This window comes from Falsibacillus pallidus (genome assembly GCF_003350505.1).
GTDB lineage: Bacteria > Bacillota > Bacilli > Bacillales > DSM-25281 > Falsibacillus > Falsibacillus pallidus.
On the sequence record NZ_QQAY01000003.1, the window covers coordinates 327,445 to 352,316 of the forward strand.

Below are 24,872 nucleotides of genomic sequence, written 5' to 3' on the forward strand. Positions count from 1 at the left end.
CCCATGCTTGTTTACACTGTTAGTATTTGATTGGAATTGATATTTATAACCGTGAAATGGATGGAAATGAAAGCCAGGTCTATAATAACTTATTGGTACGCCCCTTATTGGGGAACGCTCTCTTTATTCAATGCTTTCTCTGCCTGCTTCAATTGTAACTTGATCTGTTCGAATCCCGTGCCTCCGTAGGAATTCCTTCTCTTGACAGCTTGTTCCGGAGTTAGGACATCATAAATGTTTTCTTCTATGAGCGGACATGATTCCTTGAATTCTTCCAGATTTACATCACTCAAGAATTTCCCCTCTTCGATGCATTTCAGGACTAGTTTCCCAACGATTTCATGCGCTTCCCTGAAAGGGATACCTTTTGCTGCCAGATAATCAGCCAACTCGGTTGCATTGGAAAAGTCCTTTTTCACCGTATCCCATAGCCTTTGTACATTGACACTCATCGTATCTATCATTCCGGTAAAAACTTTCAATGACGTCCGGATGGTTTTGACAGTATCAAACATCCCTTCCTTATCCTCCTGCATATCCTTGTTGTAGGCCAGAGGCAGGCCTTTAAGGATCGTCAGCATACCAATAAGATGCCCGTACACCCTTCCTGTTTTTCCTCTGATCAATTCCGCCATGTCGGGATTCTTCTTCTGGGGCATGATGCTGCTCCCCGTTGAGTATGAATCATGCAATTCTATGAACTGGAATTCCTGGCTCGCCCAGAGAATCACTTCTTCTGCAAACCGGGATAAGTGCATGATGAGTATAGAGGAATTGCTTAAAAATTCAATGATAAAATCCCTGTCACTTACTGCGTCCAGGCTATTTTGATATAAATCGCTGAATCCGAGTTTTTCAGCGGTCATCTGACGGTCAATTGGAAAAGTCGTTCCTGCCAATGCTCCTGCCCCTAATGGAGACAAATCGATTCTTTTCAAGCTGTCCTGATAGCGCTCCTTATCCCTCTCGAGCATCCAAAAATACGCCATCAAATGGTGGGCGAAAGAGATCGGCTGAGCCCTCTGAAGGTGCGTGTAGCCTGGTGCAATCGTTTCAATATGTCCGCTTGCTTTCACCATCAAAACTTCCTGGAAAATCTCGATTTCATTTATGATGGCTTCCACTTGTTTTTTAAGATAAAGATGCATATCGGTCGCTACCTGATCATTCCGGCTTCTTCCCGTATGCACTTTTCCTCCGACCGGCCCTATTGTCTCAATCAGCATTTTCTCTATATTAAGATGGATGTCTTCGTTGGCAACATCGTACTGGAGTTCATTTCTTTCTGCTTTTGCTTTTAACGATTTAAGGCCCCCGATAATCTGATCCGCATCATCTTCGGAGATAATCCCGCATTCCTTTAACATCTCCACATGGGCGAGGCTCCCTTGAAGGTCCTCCATTACCAGCTCCTGGTCAAAAGAAATGGAAGCGCCGAATTCCTCGATCCAACCCGCTGCATGATCTTTAAATCTTCCGTTCCAGAGCTTTTTCATCACGCGTTCACTTTCCCTTTTTGATGAATGGCACTGTGTACAGTCGTCGGCAGACCCCATAATTCAATAAACCCAACGGAAGATTGATGATTAAAGGCATCTTCTTTTGTATAAGTAGCAAGCTTTTCATTATAGAGGGAATAAGGGGATTTGCGCCCTTCCACAATGGCGTTGCCTTTGAAAAGTTTAACTCGTATGGTACCGGTCACGTATTTTTGTGTTTCATTTAAAAATCCTTTTAAAGCCGGAGTTAATGGAGAAAACCATAACCCATTGTAAATAAGCTCTGTGATTTTTTGTTCAATGACCGGTTTAAAATGTGCTACTTCTTTCACAAGAGTGATGTCTTCAAGTTCTTTATGTGCCTTTAAAAGGGTTGCTGCTGCTGGGCATTCGTATACTTCCCTTGATTTGATCCCTATCAAACGATTCTCGATATGATCGATTCTTCCAACACCATGTTTGCCGGCAATCGTATTCAGTTTTGCAATCAATTTTGCCAAACCGAGAGATTCGTTGTTCAATGCTACAGGGACACCTTTTTCAAATTCGATTTCAATGAGTTCCGGCTGATCGGGAGTCTTTTCTAAAGCTTGTGTAAGCTCATAAGCCTCTTCGGGAGGAGCAGCCCAAGGATCCTCCAATACACCGCACTCATTGCTTCTTCCCCAAAGGTTCTGGTCAATGGAGAAAGGATTGTCCAAATTGATAGGGACCGGGATTCCTCTTGATGATGCATAATCAATTTCCTCTTCACGCGACCAGCTCCATTCACGAACTGGTGCAAGGACCTCAAGATCAGGATTCAATGCCTTGATTGATACTTCAAATCGCACCTGATCATTCCCTTTACCGGTACAGCCATGGGCAACTGCTGATGCGCCTTCCTTTTCCGCGACCTCGACGAGCTTCTTGGCGATCAATGGTCTCGATAGGGCAGATATTAATGGATACTTACCTTCATATAAAGCGTGGGATTGCAGGGCTGTCAATGCAAATTCTTCTGCAAATTCATCTTGTGCATCAATCATATAGCTTTTCTCCGCACCGATTTTCAATGCTTTGTCTTTGATGAAATCAAGGTCTTTGCCTTCGCCTACATCCAGGCAGCATGCAATGACAGAATATCCTTGCTCCTTAAGCCATTGGATTGCAACAGAAGTATCCAATCCACCAGAATAGGCCAATACAACCTTTTTACTCATATATACCAGCTCCTATTATCAGTATAATTATTCATAACTATGATTAAATATTACTTTTGATACCTGATATACTAACACCATTTTTCTCATCCTTCAATACTTATTCATGAATTTGTATAATTAATCTCTCTGCCGCTCATATGTTGACCCCTGTCTAGGGTTATGCTGTAAAATAGAAGGAGAAAGGTGGGAATGGAAATGGACTATTTATTATTTGATAAACGTCTTGGGATTTCTGTTCCTGACGAATGTGTGGATTTTGGTTCATTAAGTGCGAAGGAAATGGAGCATTTTTGGCTGAAGTGGGAAAAAATCAGGGGGACGATCCCCGATCGCATCCAAGAGTTTGATAGGATGATGGAGGAGCTCCAAACGGAATTATCTTTGGAAGAAGACTTTGGAAAATCCTGTCGGCTAAATGCTAAAATTGCAGAATTGGCATCAATCGTAAATGATTTATGGCTCTTATATAGAATTCCATAAAAAAAAAGCAGCCCAGGCTGCTTTTTTTCATTTATTCAATTCCAAAATGATATGAGAAAGCTCTGGAAGAATTAGCTTCTCCATCGCAAGCCGGACTGCTCCTGTTGAACCGGGCGTGATGAATATCGCTTTTCCATCCTTCGTCCCCCCTGTCGCACGGGAGAGCATCGCAGCAGACCCGATATCCTCCTGGTAGCTGAGCATTCGGAATAGTTCCCCGAAACCTGAGATTTCCTTTTCAAAATGAGAGGAAATTGTCTCAATCGTTACATCCCTCCTGGCGAGCCCTGTACCACCATTGATAAGTACAGCCTGGACTTCCTCTTCTTCTATTTTTGATAAAAATGTGCTTCGTATCTCATTCTGTTCATCTTTAACAATATTTCTCGAAAGCACTATATGTCCATTTTCCTTTAATAGCGCCTCCATCAAAGCCCCGCTTTTATCCGTCTCGAGAGTTCTGGTGTCGCTAACGGTGATGATGGAAACTCTTATGGAAGAAGGTGCTTTTTCTTTATGGGCATTGACACTCATAATAATCTTCCTTCTTTATCAGTCAAATAGCGGAACTGATAATACTTTTCGGAAAAGGTTGTGACCTTCCGCATCACTTGATAATTGACGGATGCCCCAATGGCCATTGAAATGAACGGTAGACCTGAAATCAAACGCTTTCTGAACAACTGTATGAACATTGCTTTGATCACTTGCTTTAATGGTTCATCAAGCCATGTATTATTAGTGAGCTGCTCATTCCCGCTGTAGAAATAGTCATAGGATTCCTTCGCTTGCTGTTTCAATTCTTCCCACCCGTGGCTTTTCATCCTGGCCGGCAGCGTAGCAACATGGAAGACCTTTAAAGAGGACATCATTTCAAACGGCGTCTGTACATCGTATCCATATGACATGCCTGTCAGCTGCACTGCCCGTAGATTCATGATGGCCAGAGCGAGGAAATCCGTTCCGATTGCAATGGGACCGCCAGTTCCGGCAATTCCGCCCTGTATCAAAGAATAGACCCTGTGCCTTGCTGCATGCTGCTCAGCTATGTAATGAAGTTTATCTATGTTCAGCTTTTTCAAATCGGAAATGGATTGTATATCATCATCGAAAATACGTGCTGTCCCCAGGATTCTTTCCCGTGCATCATTTTGAATCTGGGAGCCCTGCAGCAGGGAATGAAGGTGAAAGAGCCAGGAATCCAGCTTTTCAAAAAATTGCTCTTGAAGATTCTCCGGCAGCATTGAAAATCCTTGATCGACCCATTTTACGTAGGTTTTTTCTAAATCATTCGGTTCATATTTATAAAGAGTTTCTTCAAATGCCAGTATGTCTTCCCAATATTTTTTATCAGTTTTTGTCCAAGCCATATGCTTCCCACCTTATTGACGTTGAATTGTAAGAAAAGTATAACATATTGAAAGCCTTCATTAACAATTGGATCCTTTTTTATAAACTTAAAAAGCCCCACTCCGATTTGAGTTCAATCGGAATGGGGCATAAAATAATTATTTTGTTAGTCTTAGGATGTCACGCGCAATCATTACTTCTTCATTTGTTGGGATGACCATGACTTTTACCGGGGAGTGAGGGTAGTTGAGGAACGCCTCTTGTCCGCGGGTTTTGTTCAATGCCGGATCCCAATATACACCCATGAATTCCAAACCACGAAGGACTTTCTCACGAATGCTTTGGCTGTTTTCACCGATACCGGCAGTGAAGATGATCGCATCGATTCCGTTCATGCGTGATGCATAAGATCCGATATATTTGTGGATGCGGTTCGCAAATACTTCCAATGCAAGTTCTGCACGTTCGTTGCCTTTTTCTGCTTCTTGCTCAATATCGCGCAGGTCGCTAGAGAAACCGGAAACACCAAGCATTCCTGATTTTTTATTCAAAACATCAAGAACCTCTTCTGCCGTAAGCTCTGTTTTCTCCATGATATATGGAATCAAGGCAGGATCGATGTTGCCTGAACGCGTACCCATTGTTACACCCGCAAGCGGAGTGAAGCCCATTGACGTATCGATGGATTTCCCGCCTTCGATTGCTGCGATGCTGGCGCCGTTTCCTAAGTGGCAGGAAATGAGTCGAAGATGTTCTTCCGGACGTCCAAGCATTTCTGCAGCACGCTGAGAAACATATTTATGGGATGTTCCATGGAATCCATACTTGCGGATTCCGAATTTTTCATAGTATTCGTATGGCAAGCTGTATAAGAAAGAGCTTTCTGGCATTGTTTGATGGAACGCAGTATCGAATACCGCCACTGCCGGCACGTTAGGAAGTACGCTCTCGAATGCTTTGATTCCTGTAATATTTGCAGGATTGTGCAATGGAGCAAGGTCAGATAGATTACTGATTTGATCCAGGACTTCATCTGTGATTAGGACGGAATCATTGAAGACTTCTCCTCCATGTACCACACGGTGTCCGATTCCTTCGATTTCATCCAGTGATTTGATGATGCCAAGATCAGTAAGCTTGCTCAATAGCATTTTTACTGCCACATCATGATCAGGGATATCAGTGATTTCTGTTACTTTTTCACCATTTACTGTGATATTGAATATAGAATCTTTTAGTCCGATTCTTTCGATTAGTCCTTTTGTGATAACAGTTTCTTCAGGCATCTCAAATAACTGAAACTTCAGAGAAGAGCTTCCAGCGTTGATTGCAATCATTTTTGCCATTTGTCATTCGCTCCTTCTACGTATAAAAGTATTTATATAAATTCTTTGTCAATGAAAATGAATACATGTTAGTTTGTTCATTTAAGAATGAATATATCTTACAATTCCTCATTAAAACACTGTCCCATGCCTATTTCAAGAAAAAGGTTGAAATGTATTCGTTTTCATGTTAAATTAAATATTTTCGGAAAAATTCGAATAGCTTTTATGCATTTACAAATAAAAACAGCCTTCTGCAGACAGAAAGGCTGTTTTGTTGTTTTGATTATTTATTTTCCTCGAACCACTCATCAATTTTGCCGAAGATATCTTCCATTGCTTTCTGATTCGAAAGCTTTGGAAGTTTCACCATAAGACCCTGCTTAGGCGCTTTAATCTCTTCTCCTTTTTTCTGTAGGACAAATATGCTCTTGGCTGCCGCTTCATTTTTGAAGAGGGACATTGGCAGCTGAACAAGGCCTTGGATATTAACATTATCTTTGATGTACTCCCTGAGCTTCGGGGCTTCCTCTGACTCAAAGATACCGTTAGGCACCAGGAAGAAGAGATAAGCCCCCTCTTTTGCATGGTTGACACTTTGCTCAATAAATAGATGGTGAGCATAGGAATGTCCTTTATCTGCTTTCAGTTTATACTCCATTGCCCTTACATCGTTTGGATAAAAGCCGACCGGCAGATCACAGACCACACAATCGACTGGATCGATGAAGAGCGGCTCTAATGCATCCTGATTGAACAGTTCCAATGGCTGTCTGATTAGATTCGCTCCTGAGAATGCAAGCCGTATGAGGACATCATCCACATCCACTCCAAATGATTGAATCGTTTTATCATGCAGTTGATTCATGATCGTGAATTGAAGGTTCCCAGTTCCTACAGCAGGATCAAGCAGGGAAAACTCTTTCTTCCCGTTCATGAATTTTCCGATTAAGTAGCTTAAGAATAATCCAATGGAGTCAGGCGTCATCTGATGGTTTGGCTGGGATGCTTCCCGCATTCCCTTGATGATTGCCAGCTGATAGGCTTTTCGGATGTCTTCTTTTCCAAGGCCCTCGATATGAATGCTGCTGTAGAGCTTTTTGAGCCTTTTTTCTCCGAGTTCGCTGACTTCTTCTTGCAGGATGGAACCGTGGAAAATGTTCTCTCCGGTTTCCGCCAGTGCTTCTAAATATGTACAAGATAATTCCTCTGCTAATAATTCAGCTGTTTCGTTGAATACTTGAAATAGTGATTCGACTGGAGAGGTTATCATTTCAACACTCCTCTTGAAAAACAATTTTTATGGTTCATATTTTACAATGAGTACCTGAATCAAACAAGGAAAGGGCCGACTCAGCTCTGAGCCAGCCCTTCCATTCAAGAATCAATCATTAGTTTGCTGCTTTTGCTGCTTCGATAGCACCTTCATAATTAGGATGGTCGGTTGCTTCACTTACATATTCCACATAAGTGACTTCATCGCTGCTGTCAACGACAAATACAGCGCGGGCAAGCAATCTTAGTTCCTTGATATGGACGCCGTAAGCTTCTCCAAAGGAAAGATCGCGATGGTCGGACAATGTTTGGACATTCTCGATTCCATTCGCTGCACACCAGCGTTTTTGAGCAAAAGGAAGATCAACGGAAATCGTCAACACTTTTACATTTCCCAATTTAGAAGCTTCTTCATTGAATCTTCTTGTCTGTGCATCACAGACGCCAGTATCGATGGATGGTACGACGCTTATGATTCTGACGCTGCCTTTAGAGTCTGCTAAAGTGACCTCAGATAAATCATTTGCAAGAACTTTGAAATCCGGGGCTTTATCTCCGACTTTCACTTCATTCCCTAACAAAGTTACCGGGTTTTGTTTAAATGTAATAGAAGCCATTCCATTACCTCCTTATGTAATCATTACATCTCTATCATACTGAACAATATCGTGCTTATGCAATTTATTCACACTCTATTCCTCAAAAAAAGGTTAACTCCGTGTTAAGAAGTCAACCTCAGCTTTTTATAAATCTAAATCCTGCTTCTGTCCATAATGCTGCCCATTGTGGGAAGAAGAATCTTTTTTATCATTTTTCTTCAGCATGTTCTGAATTTTCTCCACTGCAGCTGGTGCAACATCAAGAATTTTTTCAAGCAAATGAGTGCTTTCATCCAAGTGGAGCATTTTGACGCCATGGGAATTGACAATCAGGAAAGCAATTGGTGTAATGGAAACCCCTCCGCCGCTTCCTCCTCCGAATGGATGTTTAGGACCGGATTGCTGTCCTTGTTGTCCGCCGCCACTTCCATTGGATCCGGACTGGCCGCTTTTGCCATTCATATTAAACTCGCTTCCACCGGCTGCGAAGCCAAAACCTACTTTTGATACAGTTAGAATCACACTGCCATCCGGAGTTTCAACTGGATCGCCGATAATGGTATTGACATCAATCATTTCTTTCAGACTTTCCATTGCAGTAGTCATGAGGCCTTGAATTGGATGTTCTGACATATGAATCCTCCTTATCTATAGGGAATGCTTGTTTTTTTCTTCAGACAAAATAGATAAAGGTTTTGTCTTAAATTGTGGTTTGCCGCCATTCCAGTACTTTATCAATTTCAAACCTGCGAATATAGCATGCCCAATCCTGAAGCGAAACATACATTTAAATGAGATTTGAGAAATCGGGCGATTAAAGGAAGGAATCACTTCTATCACAGGGGGATCCATCAAGCGGCAGTGGGTGCTGATGAATGTAATAATGGTCGATTTTAATGTCCATGCCGCCCCCGCCAGCATTCCAGTGGCTGCTGCATCCTTCAATCCAATCAATGTATGCCATTGCAGATTTCTGACTTTAATCTTTGCGAGGAATTTGTTCACGATAACGTGGGTTCCGTAGACGTGCCGTATCAACTCAGCTGTATCTTGAAAACTATTTAAGATATCCGACGGCCGGATCCGTTTTTTTGATGCTTTTTTCACTTTTTCCTTTTTTCCTTTTTTCACTTCTTGCTTCAATACAATATCCGGCTGATCCTTATCGATCTGCACCATCGGGATATCAACCTTGTATCTTATGAGTCCAAACCATATCTTGAATTGAATTTGAAAATGGTCGTTATCCTGCCCATGATATAAATTTAAATAAATGGAAAGACTGGTGAACCATAATAATAGGAACAGTAGAATTATAATGCCGATGATGATGGCTGCGATATACATGTACACACGACCTTTCAGCATTCCATTATCACCTATTCCCAAAAAAATAAACCTGTCCGGATTAGGACAAGTTCATTTTTTATAAGTTGCTGAAGCTTTCAGTTTCGAGCCTTCTTTCATGAATCACGGTGGTGTCTGCAAAAACATCATGCAGCCCCTGCTTCTTTGGCATAAATGCCACGAGGATATAGAGTATGGCGACAGTTGCTGAAATATATCGTCCAATCCACTCTCTAAATAGAACAGTCCCCCATGTTAAACGATCACGTTTAACAGAGATTACTCGTAATCCGAACACCATCTTGCCAATCGTGGCTCCAAAGTATTTGGTCATCAATACAAAATAGCCATAAAATACGATAGCAAATAGAATGGAAATAGGAGCAAACATGCTTGTATCATGAAGTTGAAAATCCAACAGCCGGAAAACTGGCTTGATCAAAAGCCTGTCGATGCTGCCAATGACGATCAAGTCCAATAAGTAAGCCCAGAACCTCATCCAGAACCCTGCAGTAGCAAAGGATCTTGCTGCTTCTTCGGGAATTGCTGCACGTTCCAAGTACTGATCCTTTGGTTCTGAAATAGAAGATGGATCGTCCTTGATTGAGAGGGTTTCTGTTTCTTCGTCGGTTCTATTATGATCAAACTCACTCATCTTGCACACTCCTCTCTATTTAGCATATAAGTACATCAATTTCGGCGCATTTGGCTGTGAAAGAACCTTCATTAGCCCATTCATTTCAATGTCGTCGCCGAAGATCTTAGGGCCGAGGATTTTTTGTGCACTCATGCCAAATAAAGAATTCAATCCCATGTTGGTCCCATAGCTCACAACTTGGGCACCTTTAAGCTTTTCGTCTTTCTTCATGGCGTCAATCGTATCTTCCAGGTAGCCGAATTCATCGATTAAATGCAATTCTTTTGCCTGTCTGCCGTCATAAATGCGCCCATCGGCAATTTCTCTTACCTTTTCTTCAGGGATGTCTCTCCCTTTTGATATGACACTGACAAAACCATCATAGGAATGGTTGATCATTGTTTGAAGTATTTCTTTTTCCTTATCGGTCATCGGTCTTGTCGGACTCATGATATCTTTATACGGGCCGCTTTTGATGGTCACAAAGTCCACTCCATATTTCTTGGCAAGTTCTCCGTAGTTCACACCTTCCATGATGACACCGAGAGAACCTGTCAATGTTTCCGGGCTCGCAAAGATTTTATCCGCAGGGGTGGATATGTAATAGCCTCCCGATGCAGCCATTGATCCCATGGATACATAAATCGGCTTTTTCGTTTCTTTTTGAATTTCAACGATTTTATCGTGTATCTCAGCAGATTCCATAACCCCTCCGCCCGGTGAATTGATTCGGATGATGGCGCCTTTCACAGAATCATCATCTTTTACTTGGTTGAGCTGCTCCATGAATTCTTTATGATTATAGCCGCTGCTCTGCAAGAATGAACCGGCATCCCCTGTATCCTGGATCACTCCGTCCACATGAAGGACGACAATTTTCTTAGATTCATCCCCGTCATCGATTATGTCTTCCGAAAAAGCCTGATCAGCGGCAAACATTTCTTCAAATCCCTTTGTCCAATCCGTTGTCAATGCCATACTGGCAAAATTGACAATGATGGAAACGATGAATAGGGCTGCTGCGATGGCTAAAGCTCCCCATCTCTTTTTATTCATTTAATAACCCTCCTTTTGTGGTCAATACGTTTACGTGCCATTCTTTCAAAATGTTTCAAAAACATGTTAAACTAAACCATATTGAATATTTTAGCAAAATCTCTTGAAAATAGGGAAGGAAGAAAATAATTCATAGCAGGAGGCACATCACTCATGACAGACCGGAGAAATCTTTACTTTTTTCACAACCAGGATGCAGATATGCTTGAAAAAGTCGAACCTCTCTACGATTTGGCACAAAGATATGGTTTTTCAATCGTCAAAGAATCAAAAGATGCCAATATCATTGTCAGTGTAGGAGGAGACGGCACATTCCTGCAGGCAGTCAGAAAGACTGGATTTCGCCAGGATGCCCTCTATGCCGGGATTTCCACCACTGGTACGCTGAGTATGTATTGTGATTTTCATATTAATGAAACCTCTAAAATGATTGATGCAATGACAAAAGAACAAATCGAAATCAGGCGCTATCCGACCATCAAAGTCACCATCGACGAAGGCGTTTCATTTGAATGCCTTAATGAATTCAGCATCCGTTCCGGCATCATCAAGACATTTGTCATGGATGTTTTTATTGATGATATCCACTTTGAGACTTTCAGGGGAGACGGCATGATACTGGCGACTCCGACCGGAAGCACAGCATATAATAAATCAGTCAATGGGGCAGTTGTCGATCCAATGCTCCCTTGCATACAGGTCAGCGAACTTGCCTCTCTCAATAATAATCGCTACCGGACCTTGGGTTCCTCCTTTATCTTAAGCGGTGAAAGGACATTGACATTATCCGTGGTCCAACATGGAAACAGCCATCCGACCATGGGGATTGATAACGAAGCCCTAAGCATCCAAAACGTCAAAACCGTAAAAGTAGTTTTGAGCGGAAATAAAATCAAGACAGTAAAACTGAAAGACAACTCTTTCTGGGAAAAAGTCAAAAGATCTTTCCTTTAAAAAACACCAAAAGAGGATGGGCAGTAGTAAACCCATCCTCTTTTTTATGCACTCTTTTTCTGCAGTTTGACCGTACGATTTGTGTACCATTTTGTCCTTGAAACCGTAAAAATAAGGAGTGCACTCCAAATAAAGAAAAAGGAAACAAGATCAATTCCTGTAAAGGGCTCCTTATATACAAAAACCCCGAGAAGCAGCGTCAATGTCGGAGCAATATATTGCAGGAATCCAAGCATATAAAGAGGGATCTGCTGTGCTCCTTTTGCAAAAAATAATAGCGGGATGGCGGTCGCTGCACCTGCCCCCATCAAAAGAAAATCCGTTGATGCTGAAACATGAAAGAGCGATTCCTTGCCAATCACCATCAAATAAATCATATAGGCCAAAGCAATAGGGGCAACCACCATTGTCTCCAGTGTAAGTCCAATAGCGGAATCCACCTTGATCATTTTCTTTGCAAGGCCATAAAGTCCGAATGAAAAGGCCAATGTAAATGAAATCCACGGAAATTGTCCATATGAAATAGTTAAAATCAATACCCCTATGGCGGCTAAAACAAATGAAACCGCTTGTGCCCTTGATAGGGATTCCTTAAGTATAAAAACACCTAATAGGACGCTGACCAAGGGATTGATATAGTAGCCAAGGCTGGCTTCAACCATTTGATTGGAATTAACCGCCCAAATGTAAACAAACCAGTTCGCACTGATTAAAAGGGAAGCAGCCGTCAGTGCAAGCTTCGTTCTTGCCTTCATTTCTTTAAAGGTACGGAAGAATGCACCTAATTTCTTAGAAGCTGATAATAAGATGATCATGAACCAAAAAGACCAGAATACCCGGTTGGCCAAGATTTCATCAGACGGAACATGGTTAAGCCATTTCCAATAAATCGGCAGGATCCCCCAAATAAAATAGGAGAAAGCTGCATAAAGCATTCCTCTTTGCTGATTGTTATCCATAATGATATACCTTCTTCCAGATGGGTTCATTTGTTTAGTAACTCGAAATAATATCATTATAAGGACTTCTAATCTTTTCTACAATATTTTTTTCATTTTATAAATTAAAGGACAAATGTTAAATGGGCCCCTTAAAGGAAGCCCAAGCTCTTTACTCTTTATGGTTGTAGACGATTTCTCCGTCGATGATGGTCATAACAGTTTTTGCTTGAGGAATATCTTCTTCAGAAATACTGAATAGATCTTTATCGAGCACCGTGAAATCAGCGTCATATCCTGGTCTAATCATTCCCCTGTCCATTTCGTGGCTTGCAGCATACGCACTGCCTTTCGTAAAAAGGGATATCGCTTCATAGACAGATAACTTTTCTTCCGGATTGTACACATGGTGCATATTTTGATGGAGGTAGACCCTCGATACTGCCTCATATATTCCCAACAATGGATTGACAGGTTCTATCGGTGCATCAGATCCGCCTGCACATGGAATGCCGTTATCTAATAGTGTTTTCCATGCATAATTATATTTCATTCGATCTTTGCCAATACGATCGATCACCCATGGAAAATCAGAAGCTACGAATCTCGGCTGAATATCTAAAACGATTGGCTGCCCCTTAGCTTTTTCTATTAATTCTTGCCTTAAAATCTGTGCGTGAATGAGCCGGTCTCTTTTCCCTTTTGGCGGCGGGTTTTCAATGATTGCATCTAAGACGGATTCAAAAGCTAAGTCACCGATCGTATGAACAGCAACAGGCAATGAATGTTCCCTTGCTTTTGCAAGGAGGCTCCTTAATTCTTCCCGGGAATGTATGGCCACTCCATTAGTGGATGGTTCATCAGCATAAGGATGACTCAACAAAGCCGTTCTTCCTCCTAATGCACCATCCGCAAAAATCTTCATAGAACCAAATTCAATATATTCAGTCTGTGGAACTGTCGATCGATCCTCATTCGCCCAATCAGGAATAGCTTCATGATGAATAAGGAGATGCGCCTTGAACCTTTTTCCTTCATCCACTATCACTTTCCTGAAAGCATCTATCGTTCTTTGATAGCCCCCATAATAATTCAGATCCTCTGTATGGCCGCCAATCAAGCCGTATTTCCAACAGCTATCAATTGCAGCACGTACCGCATGCTCCAGATAGGCTTCTGTTACTTCAGGAATCACTGTGAAGATTAAATCCTGTGCTTGGTCTTTAAGGACTCCATTAATTCTGCCATGTTCATCCCTCTCGATGATGCCTCCATCTGGATTATTTGTCATTTCATCGATCGCTGCGAGTTTAAGCGCCTTGGAATTGACACACACCGCATGTCTGCATATTCTTTTTATCAATACAGGATGATCCGGGATATATTCATCCAGTTCGAATCGATTTGGTGTTTCTTTAGGCTCCCAAAGATTTTCATTCCAGCCTTCCCCTATGATCCATTCCCCGGGTGCGAGCATTGCCGATCTTTTCTGAAGGGTGTCATATACTTCCTCTTTTGATGACATTTCAGAAAGATCAAGACGGATCAAAGTTTCACCATGTCCAATTAAATGCATATGGCTATCAGTAAAGCCTGGATACATCGTGGACCCGACGAGGTCAATCATATCGGTAATCCGGCCGCTATATTTGATCTTAATTGAATCAAGATTCCCGCTATCTGCTATTTTCCCATTTTCTACATATACGGCTTCAACCGTTTCTCCTTCTGCTGCCATTGTATAAATGGTCCCGTTAAAAATAAGTTTTCCCATCACAGCGCTCCCTTTCCGGTGAAAACATATGGACAATCTGAATACGTTTAATCATTTGTTTACTACAAACTGAAACAGACAGTGTACACTGTCTGTTTCTAGTTTACAGAATTATTTTATTTTTTCAAAGCATCTTCTTCTTGCTTCCTCAATTCAATCCGGCGGATTTTCCCTGAAGTCGTCTTAGGCAGTTCTTTGATAAATTCAATGCTGCGCGGATATTTATATGGCGCAGTCAATTCTTTTACATGATCCTGCAGAAGTTTGATAAGGGAAGGGTCCTGTGAATCAACGTTATCCTGAAGAACAACAAACGCTTTAACAATATGCCCCCTGATTTCGTCAGGACTTGATACAACTGCACATTCTTTTACATACGGATGTTTTACAAGTGCATCCTCCACTTCAAATGGACCGATTGTATACCCGGAGCTGATGATGATATCATCACCCCTGCCTTCAAACCAGAAATATCCATCTTCATCTTTTTTCGCTTTATCTCCAGTTATATAGTAATCTCCCCTGAATTGCATTGCCGTTCTTTCAGGATCTTTATAATAATTCTTGAATAATGCAGGTGTTTCAACATGAACTGCGATGTCGCCAACTTCCCCTATACCGCATGGCTCACCATCTTCATTGATGATGTCGACCCGATTGCCCGGTGTCGGTTTACCCATTGATCCCGGCTTTAATTCCATTCCTTTCATAATGCCGACCAGCAGTGTATTTTCTGTCTGTCCATAGCCATCCCGAACCTCGATATCAAAGTGCTTCTTGAATGTATCGATGACTTCGCGGTTTAATGGCTCGCCTGCTGAAACAGCACTATGAAGATTGGAAAGGTTGTACTGGGACAGATCGTTCACTTTCGCCATCAACCGATATTCTGTCGGTGTACAGCACATGACATTCACTTGGTATCGTTCAAGGAGCTGCAGATATTTCTGCGGTTCAAACTTCCCATTATAGACGAAGCCTGTAGCCCCCGATCCCATAACAGACAAGAATGGACTCCAAATCCACTTTTGCCATCCCGGGCCTGCAGTTGCCCAGACGACATCATTCTCTTCAATGCTCAGCCAGCCTTTTGCGGCCGTTTTTAAGTGGGCAAAGCCCCATCCATGGGTATGGACAACGCCTTTAGGATTGCCGGTGGTACCAGATGTATAAGATAAGAATGCCATATCGTCCCGGTGCGTATCAGCAGCTGTGAAATCCGTTGATTCTGTCTCCAACAGAGAATCCAGGAAATCCCATTCATCATGATGCTGTCCGATGCTGAACTTCTTTAAGTTCTTTGCTTCATCGACGCCATCGAATTCAGATGCATAAGGATAATAGGCGACAACCCCCTTTACATCGCCATGTGTAATCCGGTATTTCAAATCTTTTGTTTTAAGCATTTCAGAGCTTGGAATGACAACCATCCCTGATTTGAGTGCTGCCAAGTATACCTGGTAAGCTTCAATCAGCCTCGGAATCATGACAAGTATGGTGTCCCCTTTTTCAAATCCCTTTCCTGCAAACACATTGCAGATTCTATTTACGTTTTTCATTAATTCCTGATATGTAATCGCTTTCTTTTCACCCGCTTCATTTTCCCATTTGAGCGCTGTCTTATTGGGATCTTTTGCGAATTTCTCTACTTCCTGTATGATATTGTACTTTTCTGGTGCTATTAAATCTGCTCGATTCATGTGATTCTCCCCTTTGTTCAAGTGGTATAGTACAAGTTTATTATACTAAATTTTTAAAAAATTATAAATAATTTAGCACTTATAATTGGACACAAAATAAAGAACGGGCCGAAGCCCGTTCCTGTAGCCATTTTTATTGTTTTATTATTTTTGGTATCCGCCTAATTGTTGTTCAGCCATTTGAACTAGACGTTTAGTGATTTCTCCACCAACAGATCCGTTAGCGCGAGCAGTTGCATCTGGTCCAAGTTGTACTCCGAATTCAGACGCGATTTCGTATTTCATTTGGTCGATAGCAGCTTGAGAACCAGGAGCTACTAATTGGTTTGAACTTCTGTTTGCCATGTGTTTTCACCTCCTTGTGAGTATATGGTGTGCGAAAACACATGGTTTAATGCAAGTGATTCAATTGGTAATTGTTCCTAAATTATCGATTGATTAAAACAAATCTGATATCTCGGTTTTTTCCATTATTTCAGAAGATGCATCGATGATAATCGTTTCAGTTTTTTCCAACGCTTCTGCGATGAGTGGCTCAAAATCGACAAAGCTCTCATAGAATTGTACTTTCTCTTTTTTAGGCTTTGTCTTCGGGGAAGAAGGTGTAAAAATAGTGCAGCAGTCTTCATATGGAAGATTGGATATTTCATGTGTGTCGATCTGCTTGGCGATATCGATGATTTCCAATTTATCCATCGAGATCAACGGGCGCAAAATCGGCGTGTTCGTCACATCATTAATGGCCAGCATACTTTCAAGCGTCTGGCTTGCGACCTGTCCTAAGCTTTCCCCAGTGACAATGGCTAATCCATTTCCTCTTTCCCTGATATCATCAGAGAGCCTAAGCATCATGCGCCTTGTAGATGTCATTGTATAGTTTTCCGGCACCTGCTGATGGATGGCCTGCTGGATATCGGTGAATGGTACAATGTGGACTTTCACACGACCGCTGAAGGCCGCCAGTTTCTGCGATAAATCCAACACTTTTTGTTTTGCACGCTCACTTGTGAATGGTGGACTGTGGAAATGGACGGCTTCAATTTCAACCCCGCGCTTCATGGTCAAATACCCTGCGACAGGGCTGTCGATTCCTCCTGACAGCATAAGCATGGCTTTCCCGCTCGAACCGACAGGCATTCCTCCATTTCCTTTAATAACCTCGCTGGAGAGGAAAACACCTTCTTTTCTGACTTCTACAATCAGGTTGATATCAGGTTTTTTCACATCGACTTTCAAGCCTTCGATATTCCGGAGCAAATGTCCGCCTACCTCATGGTTTATCTCATTAGTATCATATGGAAATGTCTTATCTGATCTTCTGGCAGAAACTTTGAAGGTTTGGCCTTCACTGAATAATTTTTTCAGCAATGATAATGCTGCGTCCTTTATCTCCTCAATATCTAATCCTGTCCTTACAGTGGGACTGAAGGATTGGATGCCAAAAATTTTCTCCAGTTTGATGCATACATCTTCTGCCGGGGCCCCGTTAAGAAGAAGAAACATCCTGTCTCTTGTACTTTCAATTTTTATTTCAGGATACTCATTCAATGCGCTTTTGATATTTGATTTTAAAGTATCGACAAATTTGTAGCGGTTTCGTCCTTTCGTAGAAATTTCCCCATATCTGATTAAAATTCTTTCATAATTCATTTTGATCTCCTTATGACTTTTGATAGTTGTTCTGCAATTTTCTTTAATTCATTCGCAAATCGTTCAGCTTCTGAAATGGTATTGCCATAGGAAAGGCTGACACGGATGGAACCATCGGCCTGTTCCATCGGGATTCCCATCGAAGTCAAAGTCCTGCTCGTCTTTTTTTGCCTCGAAGAACAGGCACTTGTAGTGGATACATAAATATCTTCCTGTTCAAGTGCATGGACAAGCACCTCTCCTTTGATTCCGGGTATGGAAAAGTTGATGATATGCGGTGCTGCACCATTTTGCGGCGTATTCATCACAGTACCCTTTATTTGAAGGATTTCATTATATAAATAGTTCCTTAAATCCCATAAATGGCTGATGGAAGTTTTTCTTTTTTCCTCTGTCATCCTTAAGGCTTTGGCGAATGCGACCATTCCTGCTGTATTTTCCGTGCCGCTTCTCATTTTCGACTCTTGCTTCCCTCCAGAAAACAAGGGGGTGATCTTTACACCTGAATTTATATAAAGAACGCCCGTTCCTTTCAATCCATGGATTTTATGGCCGGAAATCGTACATAAATCGATGAATCCATCTTGCAATGAAAGGGGGATTTTGCCGCATCCCTGCACATAATCGACATGAAATAGCGCCTGTGAATTCTTTGACAGCCATTGTCCAATTTCTTCAATGGGCTGGATAGAGCCCACCTCATTATTCACATGCATGATGCTGACGAGGATCGTATCATTCCTGACTGCCTTTTTTACATCTTCAATGTCAATGGATCCATCTGATTTTACTGGCAGATAATCAACAGAAAAACCTTGTTTCTCCAGCTCTTCACAAGCCTCAATGACAGAAGGGTGTTCAATTTGGCTTGTAATGATATGTCGTCCCCTCGAAGCGTGCTGAATTACAGCTCCCTTTATAGCCAAATTATTACCTTCAGTCCCTCCCGAAGTGAAATAGATCTCGGAAGGGTGCACGCCCATAATCTCTGCCGTTTGCTTTCGTGCATGCTGCAGCAATTGATCGGCTTTTGCCCCGAATCCATGCAAGGAAGAAGGATTTCCGTAAAAATCACTGGAAACTTTTACAAATGAATCCAGCACTTCTTCATAAGGCTTGGTTGTTGCACTATTATCAAAATATATCATTATAAACACCTTCACTTATTTAATGCCGCTGATAATTCTTAATAGTACCATATCTATATGGAGAAAAAAATTACCCTGCGCTATTTAAACAAACTCCAAAACAGGATAATACTATACTTGTATACTGAAAATTTAGACTTTTAAAATTTTCGACAATTTTTATAATTCATGTGTTACTATGGATTTGCTCAAATATTAAAAGAAAATTCGACAATATTCGGGAGGGATTTCTTTGGAGAAGAAAGCGTTATCATCAAGAGAAATATTTACTATCGGCCTAATGCTTTTCGCCTTGTTCCTAGGTGCAGGAAATATGATTTTCCCCCCTTTCCTTGGACAAGAAGCCGGTAGACATGTTTGGCACGGAATATTTGGATTCCTTATTACTGGAGTCGGCCTTCCGTTATTAGGGGTAATATCCATTGCGAAATCTGGTGGAGATCTTCAAACGTTATCTAGTAGAGTACATCCGGTTTACGGTTTGATATTCACTGCCATTATGTACTTAGCCATCGGACCTTTCTTTGGCATTCCGCGTACAGGGACCGTTTCATTCGAAATCGGCGTCCTTCCATATCTTCCTGAAGATGTAAATGCAAACGGTCTTCCGTTGTTCATATACAGTATTGTATTTTTCGCATTGACGGCATGGCTTTCCATGAACCCATCCAAGCTTGTGGATAGGATAGGAAAGTTTTTGACGCCTGCCTTGATTATCATCCTTGCCGTTTTGGTCATAAAGAGCTTCGTTACACCAATGGGAGAACCATTGGCACCAAGAGGTCCATATGTGGACGGACCATTCTTCAAAGGATTCATAGAGGGATATTTAACAATGGATACAATCGCTGCATTAGTATTTGGAATTGTAGTGATTTCTTCTATTAAAGAAAAAGGGATAACCAATAAATCGACTGTGGCAAAAACATGCATTTATGCCGGCCTGATTGCTGCGGCGGGACTTGCCCTCGTTTATCTGTCATTAGCTCACATCGGGGCTACAAGTACTCAGTCCATCGGAATGCAGGATAATGGCGGAGCATTATTGTCTTCAGCAGCCAAGCACCTTTACGGTGATGCCGGAACACTTATCCTAGGGTTGGCCATTACGTTTGCCTGCATCACTACGTCAGTTGGCTTGGTTTCATCTTGTGCGAAGTATTTTGCAAAAATATTCCCTAAAATGCCCTACCAGCTGCTTGTCATTATTTTATCCCTGTTCAGCATGGTGATTTCCAATATTGGATTGACTCAACTTATTAATGTTTCTCTTCCAGTATTGATTATCATTTATCCATTGGCCATTGTCATGATTATCCTATCCTTTTTCCATAATCAATTTAAAGGATACAGGGCTGTCTATGTCGGGGCTTTAATCCCTACTGGCATTATCAGTCTGATTGATGGATTGAAAACAGCAAACCTTGATGTTTCATTCTTCACAGAAAACCTTTCCTTCCTTCCCTTATTCAATGAGGGGATCGGATGGATCATTCCAGCACTAGCAGGAGCTGTTCTGGGCTTGGTCGTAGCGGTTTCCAGACGCCATACTGCTCATGCAGCTGTGATAAATAGTAGTAATGAAGCCGCCTAAATTAGCTTAAAGAAGCAGTTAGAATACGATAGAAACACAAAAAAGCAGCCAATTGGCTGCTTTTTTTAGTCTTCATTAAGTTCTTGCTGAAGCAGATTTTCAATTCTTTTGAGCGAGCCCGGTTCCACTTCTTCTACTGCTGTTGCAGCCTGTTCAAGAGCTGCCCGGTATTCAAAGCTGCGGAAAGCTGCTTCTGCAGTGCGAAGATGCTCCGCTACAGAGCTGTACTTGCTTCGGTAGCGATTTCCATATTGGATGACTCGTTCAGCAAGCATTACATTTTCAATCAATTCTTCCGTCTTTTCATAGAAATGATTCACTGTGTCGGATGCTTTATGAAGGTGCTCCTGAACCGATTTAATATTTAATGGCTTTTCATTCAAACTGCTGAATACATTTTGAATATTATCTTCTGCTTCTTGAAGAAGCGACAAATAATCGGATGGCAGCCCCGGAATATTGCTTTTAGTGATTAGCCTGCTTGCCTCTGCAAGCTGCCTTCTTAAATCGGCCACCGTTTCCTTTGCATTCATTTCATCCTTGCGGAGGTTCTGCAGATACTCAGAGAATCCTTTTTGCTCTTTTTGAATTTCTTCAAGGTCATCCCTTATTTCCTGCATTTCCTGCTTTAAGATGGAATTCGCAGATTGATTTTCTGCAATCCTTATTTCCAATTGCTCATAGCGCTTCATTAATTGGTTCAGTTTCTTTCCGATATTCCGCTGGATGCTGATATCTTCTTCTACTAATTGATAGCTCTGTTGAACAAATTCTGTATCATTTTTCAACACTGACTGTGATTCTGCAATTTCCTTCAGCAGCGACTTGGTTTTAGGATCATTCTGCACAATGAAATGTTTTGAATGAACTTCATTTTCAAGCGCTTCATATAAGGAATCGATATTTTCCTTCATCTCTTCTATGCCTTTAGAAGCTTCTTGGATCTCAGCATTTTCAAGAAAGGCCATATACATCTGCAGTTCGCCTTCCATCCTTGTAATTTCTTTCTCGATGGAAATATGATCGAGGATGTAGCCATCCGCTTCCATTTCGGCAAAGCCCTCTTTCATTTCAGCCAGCTGTGCAGGAAGATGGTTTTGGCATTCTGAAAGCAGTTCCGGTAATTTCCCCATTGCATCTTCAGTAGCTGCCAGTTCCCCTTTCAATAAAAGGAGGACTTCACGTGCATCTAAATAATCTCCATTTTCTGTCAGTTCATTGAACTCATTGAATTTTTCCGTGAGACTATCTACTTTCTTTTCCAGTGCACCAGCTGATTTTCCATATGTATGGCGGTGAGCAAGCATTTGCTTTTTCACGTGGCGATATGTCTCCTGCAGTTCGTCAATTTCGATTCGATTGCTTTCTTCACTGCCCACAAGGTCCTTAAGTTCGCTCAGGATCAAATCGATTTTTTCTTCTGTTCCTGCAAGCATGTGATCGATCTTCTCTTGGACTTCCTTAGACTTCTTAAAGCGGTAGCGGTCTGCATATTCTTCTGCATCAAAGAGCAATTCTTCCACATCCGGAAGCTTGATCCCTACGATTTCGTCCCAACTCTGTCTCCAGCGTTCGAACATTTCTTCCGTCTGGCCTGTCATATTAAGCTGCTTCACTTTGGAAAGCTCTTCAAGAACAGGCCTATTCATAATATCGATCTTCCATTCTTCCAGACGATCTATTTCTTTAAAATGATTTTTCTTTGTCAGATATCCATATAAAAATAAAATAAATAATAATACGATTCCACCGATGACAAATTCCATCGTCAGCCCCCTGTCCTTCCATGTCGAATAAGACTGTTTTTCTATAAATTATTTAATGATAATTAAATTCATATATAATGTTTTAAGTTTACCATGTAAACGACAATTTTTGACTAATATTTTCACTTTTTTTGCATTTTCATTCCAAATGATAAAATATTTGCTGAATCATGGTGTCTGAAGTCTCCGATTCTATTTGTTGCTTTCAGTTTTCGCCTATTTTAGTATTATATCAGAGTTGTTCAATTATGAAGAAGGAGGAGGGGTCCTTTGCTAAGAGACGGACATATTCACACTCCTTATTGTCCACATGGATCACAGGATCATTTCCAGCAATATATTGAAAGAGCCATTTCCTTGGGCTATAAGGAAATCACGTTTACGGAGCATGCGCCACTGCCCTCAAATTTCAAGGATCCTGCTCCTGCAGAAGACAGCGGGATGAATCACGCCGGACTTGAACAATATATTCAAGACATTGAAAAGCTAAAAAATCAGTACTCTTCGGATTTAAAGATAAATACAGGATTGGAAGTGGATTATATAGAGGGATATGAAAACCAAACGATTGACTTTCTAAATCAGTATGGCCCTCACTTGGAAGATTCGATTCTTTCTGTCCATTTTCTAAAAAAAAATGATGAGTGGTTTTGTTTGGATTACAGTCCTGAGGTTTTTGAAGAAATGATCGGCAACTATGGCGGGCTTCCTGCACTATACGATCATTACTTTCAAACGGTGCTGAAATCGATTGTCGCTGACCTCGGTCCATTTAAGCCTAAAAGGATCGGACATATCACTCTCGTAAAGAAGTTCCAAAAGAAGTTTCCTTTAGAGGACTATGATTATCGGATCATTCAAAAGATCCTTCATGAAATGAAGGCTGGAGGGTATGAAATGGATTACAACGGAGCAGGCTTGTTCAAGCCCTTCTGCAAAGAAAGCTACCCACCAAGGTGGATAGCAGAAGAAGCGGACTCAATGGGAATCCCTCTTGTTTATGGTTCAGATGCACATCAAGCTTCAGACTTGGATCAAGGAAGAAAAGACCTATTTTGATAGGTGCTTTTTCTGCATGGCTGTTTTCGTAAACTTTGTTGTTAAAATCTTAATGCCGATTTTAACGTAAAAATACCTATTATGCACGTTGAAATGAAGTATCCAGGCTCTTTTCAAGTTGAATTTTCTGCATGGGTTGCATAAATTATTCTGATTCAATGCTTAAAGCAACAACCTTTGAGAAAAGAGCCTTCAGCATAGAATCTTTTTTGCATTAATTGATTCTGTCATCGTATCTTTGATCCACTGTTCGATGACTTGAAAGTATCTCGTGGCAAAATAAGCTTCCTGCGGATAAAGATTCCACACTTCCCGCAAGTATTGGCTGTTTAGATAAGGCATTGCAAGCATCCCTTTAAGCTGTATAATCAAGAAACTTTTAGAAGAAGGAGAGTATTTCTCACTATTTACGAGTTGATCAATAATTTCCTTGAAAAGGAAGCGTTCTTTCATTAAATAGGAAGAAATGATTTCTCTAACGACTTGGGAATCGAGAGAAATCTCACGCCATACAAAACGCGTGAGCAAGTGATGTTCACTCTGAAACTGTAAAATATTTTTCACAGCTTTTTTCAAACAAAGATCCGGGGCAGAGTGATCCAGATTTCGAACTTCCATTTCTAAAAATGATAAGTAAGGTTCGAAAAAGGCAACGAGGCATGCCTCCAATAGACCTTGTTTATTATTAAAATAATAGGCAATATTTGCAGGATTGATCCGGGCTTTTTGGGCGATATCCCTTATGGATACACCATCAAACCCTTTTGTATTAAACAAATAAATTGCAGATTCCAATATGGTTTCTTTAGTCGATGTAGCCTGTCTCATATTATGAGTCCCCCTTGTATTCATTTTAGGCCAAGCCTTGAGGGAAATTTGGCGTTTAGACGCGGATGTTTCCGTCGTATTAAAAACTTCTAGGCTGCAAGGCTAAATCCTGTTAAAATATATCGACAATATCTGTTGCCATACTGCAGAATCTGCTGAGAAATGAGGGATTTACGTGTTTAACGTCGAAACGTACAAAGGCACAAGAGATGACCAATATGAATTGGTAAAAAAACAATTAAAAGCATTAATTGAGGATGAACCAAATAGAATTGCCAATTTGAGCAACGCAAGCTCCCTTTTGAATCAATTCCTTGACCGGGTGAATTGGGTAGGGTTTTACTTGTTAGAAGAGAATGAGCTTGTACTTGGACCATTCCAGGGACTTCCGGCATGTGTGAGGATTCCATTGGGCAGAGGTGTATGCGGGACTGCCGCATCCGATAAGAAAACGGTCCTTGTGGAGGATGTTCATGCTTTTCCTGGGCACATTGCCTGTGATGCAGCAAGCAGGTCTGAGATTGTGGTTCCGATGATTAAGGATGGTCAGTTGATTGGGGTTCTTGATATTGATAGTCCTGAGACGAATCGGTTTGATGAGGTCGATAAAAAACACCTGGAAGAATTCACTGCGATCTTAGTCAACCAAATATAATAAATAAAAAAATGAGGCCAACGGATACCGATG

24 protein-coding genes are annotated in these 24,872 nt (G+C 41.3%); 5 read left to right on the forward strand and 19 right to left on the reverse strand.

Features of this window, described 5'->3' with window-relative positions:
• Positions 1-104: 104 nt before the first annotated feature.
• Positions 105-1,496 (reverse strand): argininosuccinate lyase, encoded by a 1,392-nt coding sequence (gene argH, locus DFR59_RS08195; RefSeq protein WP_114745139.1) that lies wholly within the window; start codon positions 1,494-1,496, stop codon positions 105-107.
• The gene (locus DFR59_RS08200; protein ID WP_114745140.1) at positions 1,496-2,701 is read right to left on the reverse strand and encodes an argininosuccinate synthase; all 1,206 of its coding nucleotides are present in this window, start codon (positions 2,699-2,701) and stop codon (positions 1,496-1,498) included. The genes argH and DFR59_RS08200 overlap by 1 nt, the downstream gene beginning before the upstream one ends.
• A 198-nt stretch (positions 2,702-2,899) precedes the next feature.
• Between DFR59_RS08200 and DFR59_RS08205 the strand changes: the two genes are divergently transcribed.
• Positions 2,900-3,184, forward strand: coding sequence for a hypothetical protein (locus DFR59_RS08205; protein ID WP_211318536.1), 285 nt, complete (start codon positions 2,900-2,902; stop codon positions 3,182-3,184).
• A gap of 27 nt (positions 3,185-3,211) precedes the next feature.
• Here DFR59_RS08205 and DFR59_RS08210 read toward each other — a convergent pair whose 3' ends face one another.
• The 9 genes from DFR59_RS08210 to sppA all read right to left on the reverse strand — a co-directional run bounded on the left by DFR59_RS08210 (position 3,212) and on the right by sppA (position 10,773).
• Positions 3,212-3,718: a MogA/MoaB family molybdenum cofactor biosynthesis protein gene (locus DFR59_RS08210; protein WP_114745142.1), complete on the reverse strand. Its 507-nt coding sequence runs from the start codon at positions 3,716-3,718 to the stop codon at positions 3,212-3,214.
• A complete protein-coding gene (locus DFR59_RS08215; RefSeq protein ID WP_114745143.1) occupies positions 3,715-4,554 on the reverse strand; it encodes an EcsC family protein in 840 nt (279 codons plus the stop codon). The genes DFR59_RS08210 and DFR59_RS08215 overlap by 4 nt, the downstream gene beginning before the upstream one ends.
• Positions 4,555-4,692: 138 nt before the next feature.
• Positions 4,693-5,880: an acetate kinase gene (locus DFR59_RS08220; RefSeq protein ID WP_114745144.1), complete on the reverse strand. Its 1,188-nt coding sequence runs from the start codon at positions 5,878-5,880 to the stop codon at positions 4,693-4,695.
• A 265-nt stretch (positions 5,881-6,145) separates the two neighbouring features.
• Positions 6,146-7,132 carry a class I SAM-dependent methyltransferase gene (locus DFR59_RS08225; protein ID WP_114745145.1) on the reverse strand — a complete coding sequence of 329 codons (987 nt, stop codon included), beginning with the start codon at positions 7,130-7,132 and terminating at the stop codon, positions 6,146-6,148.
• A 118-nt stretch (positions 7,133-7,250) separates the two neighbouring features.
• The gene (tpx, locus tag DFR59_RS08230; RefSeq protein WP_114745146.1) at positions 7,251-7,751 is read right to left on the reverse strand and encodes a thiol peroxidase; all 501 of its coding nucleotides are present in this window, start codon (positions 7,749-7,751) and stop codon (positions 7,251-7,253) included.
• Positions 7,752-7,877: 126 nt separating this feature from the next.
• Positions 7,878-8,366: a GerW family sporulation protein gene (gene ytfJ, locus DFR59_RS08235; RefSeq protein ID WP_114745147.1), complete on the reverse strand. Its 489-nt coding sequence runs from the start codon at positions 8,364-8,366 to the stop codon at positions 7,878-7,880.
• Positions 8,367-8,381: 15 nt separating this feature from the next.
• Positions 8,382-9,101, reverse strand: coding sequence for a DUF2953 domain-containing protein (locus DFR59_RS08240; RefSeq protein WP_114745148.1), 720 nt, complete (start codon positions 9,099-9,101; stop codon positions 8,382-8,384).
• A gap of 58 nt (positions 9,102-9,159) precedes the next feature.
• Complete coding sequence (locus DFR59_RS08245) at positions 9,160-9,735, reverse strand: RDD family protein (protein WP_114745149.1); 576 nt, start codon at positions 9,733-9,735, stop codon at positions 9,160-9,162.
• 15 nt (positions 9,736-9,750) lie between these two features.
• Positions 9,751-10,773, reverse strand: coding sequence for a signal peptide peptidase SppA (sppA, locus tag DFR59_RS08250; RefSeq protein WP_114745150.1), 1,023 nt, complete (start codon positions 10,771-10,773; stop codon positions 9,751-9,753).
• 153 nt (positions 10,774-10,926) lie between these two features.
• Between sppA and DFR59_RS08255 the strand changes: the two genes are divergently transcribed.
• Positions 10,927-11,727, forward strand: a complete 801-nt coding sequence (locus DFR59_RS08255; RefSeq protein WP_114745151.1) for an NAD kinase — start codon at positions 10,927-10,929, stop codon at positions 11,725-11,727.
• A 44-nt stretch (positions 11,728-11,771) separates the two neighbouring features.
• Here DFR59_RS08255 and rarD read toward each other — a convergent pair whose 3' ends face one another.
• The 6 genes from rarD to DFR59_RS08285 form a co-directional block, all read right to left on the reverse strand.
• Positions 11,772-12,686 carry an EamA family transporter RarD gene (gene rarD / locus DFR59_RS08260; protein ID WP_114745152.1) on the reverse strand — a complete coding sequence of 305 codons (915 nt, stop codon included), beginning with the start codon at positions 12,684-12,686 and terminating at the stop codon, positions 11,772-11,774.
• A gap of 151 nt (positions 12,687-12,837) precedes the next feature.
• Positions 12,838-14,439, reverse strand: a complete 1,602-nt coding sequence (locus DFR59_RS08265; RefSeq protein ID WP_114745153.1) for an amidohydrolase — start codon at positions 14,437-14,439, stop codon at positions 12,838-12,840.
• A gap of 116 nt (positions 14,440-14,555) precedes the next feature.
• Positions 14,556-16,139: an acyl-CoA synthetase MbcS gene (mbcS, locus tag DFR59_RS08270; protein ID WP_114745154.1), complete on the reverse strand. Its 1,584-nt coding sequence runs from the start codon at positions 16,137-16,139 to the stop codon at positions 14,556-14,558.
• A 144-nt stretch (positions 16,140-16,283) separates the two neighbouring features.
• On the reverse strand, positions 16,284-16,484 hold the full coding sequence (locus DFR59_RS08275) for an alpha/beta-type small acid-soluble spore protein (protein WP_114745155.1): 201 nt from the start codon (positions 16,482-16,484) through the stop codon (positions 16,284-16,286).
• Positions 16,485-16,577: 93 nt separating this feature from the next.
• Complete coding sequence (gene thiI / locus DFR59_RS08280; protein WP_114745156.1) at positions 16,578-17,789, reverse strand: tRNA uracil 4-sulfurtransferase ThiI; 1,212 nt, start codon at positions 17,787-17,789, stop codon at positions 16,578-16,580.
• A complete protein-coding gene (locus DFR59_RS08285; RefSeq protein WP_114745157.1) occupies positions 17,786-18,937 on the reverse strand; it encodes a cysteine desulfurase family protein in 1,152 nt (383 codons plus the stop codon). The genes thiI and DFR59_RS08285 overlap by 4 nt, the downstream gene beginning before the upstream one ends.
• 232 nt (positions 18,938-19,169) lie before the next feature.
• Between DFR59_RS08285 and brnQ the strand changes: the two genes are divergently transcribed.
• Positions 19,170-20,531, forward strand: coding sequence for a branched-chain amino acid transport system II carrier protein (gene brnQ / locus DFR59_RS08290; protein ID WP_114745158.1), 1,362 nt, complete (start codon positions 19,170-19,172; stop codon positions 20,529-20,531).
• Positions 20,532-20,596: 65 nt separating this feature from the next.
• Here brnQ and ezrA read toward each other — a convergent pair whose 3' ends face one another.
• Positions 20,597-22,297 carry a septation ring formation regulator EzrA gene (ezrA, locus tag DFR59_RS08295; protein ID WP_114745159.1) on the reverse strand — a complete coding sequence of 567 codons (1,701 nt, stop codon included), beginning with the start codon at positions 22,295-22,297 and terminating at the stop codon, positions 20,597-20,599.
• Positions 22,298-22,567: 270 nt separating this feature from the next.
• On the opposite strand from ezrA, the gene hisJ reads away from it, so the two are divergent.
• On the forward strand, positions 22,568-23,356 hold the full coding sequence (gene hisJ / locus DFR59_RS08300; RefSeq protein ID WP_114745160.1) for a histidinol-phosphatase HisJ: 789 nt from the start codon (positions 22,568-22,570) through the stop codon (positions 23,354-23,356).
• Positions 23,357-23,548: 192 nt separating this feature from the next.
• Here the strand turns inward: hisJ and refZ are convergent, their stop codons facing one another.
• Positions 23,549-24,184 carry a forespore capture DNA-binding protein RefZ gene (gene refZ, locus DFR59_RS08305; RefSeq protein WP_114745161.1) on the reverse strand — a complete coding sequence of 212 codons (636 nt, stop codon included), beginning with the start codon at positions 24,182-24,184 and terminating at the stop codon, positions 23,549-23,551.
• A 175-nt stretch (positions 24,185-24,359) separates the two neighbouring features.
• On the opposite strand from refZ, the gene DFR59_RS08310 reads away from it, so the two are divergent.
• Positions 24,360-24,839, forward strand: a complete 480-nt coding sequence (locus tag DFR59_RS08310; protein ID WP_114745162.1) for a GAF domain-containing protein — start codon at positions 24,360-24,362, stop codon at positions 24,837-24,839.
• Positions 24,840-24,872 lie beyond the last annotated feature (33 nt).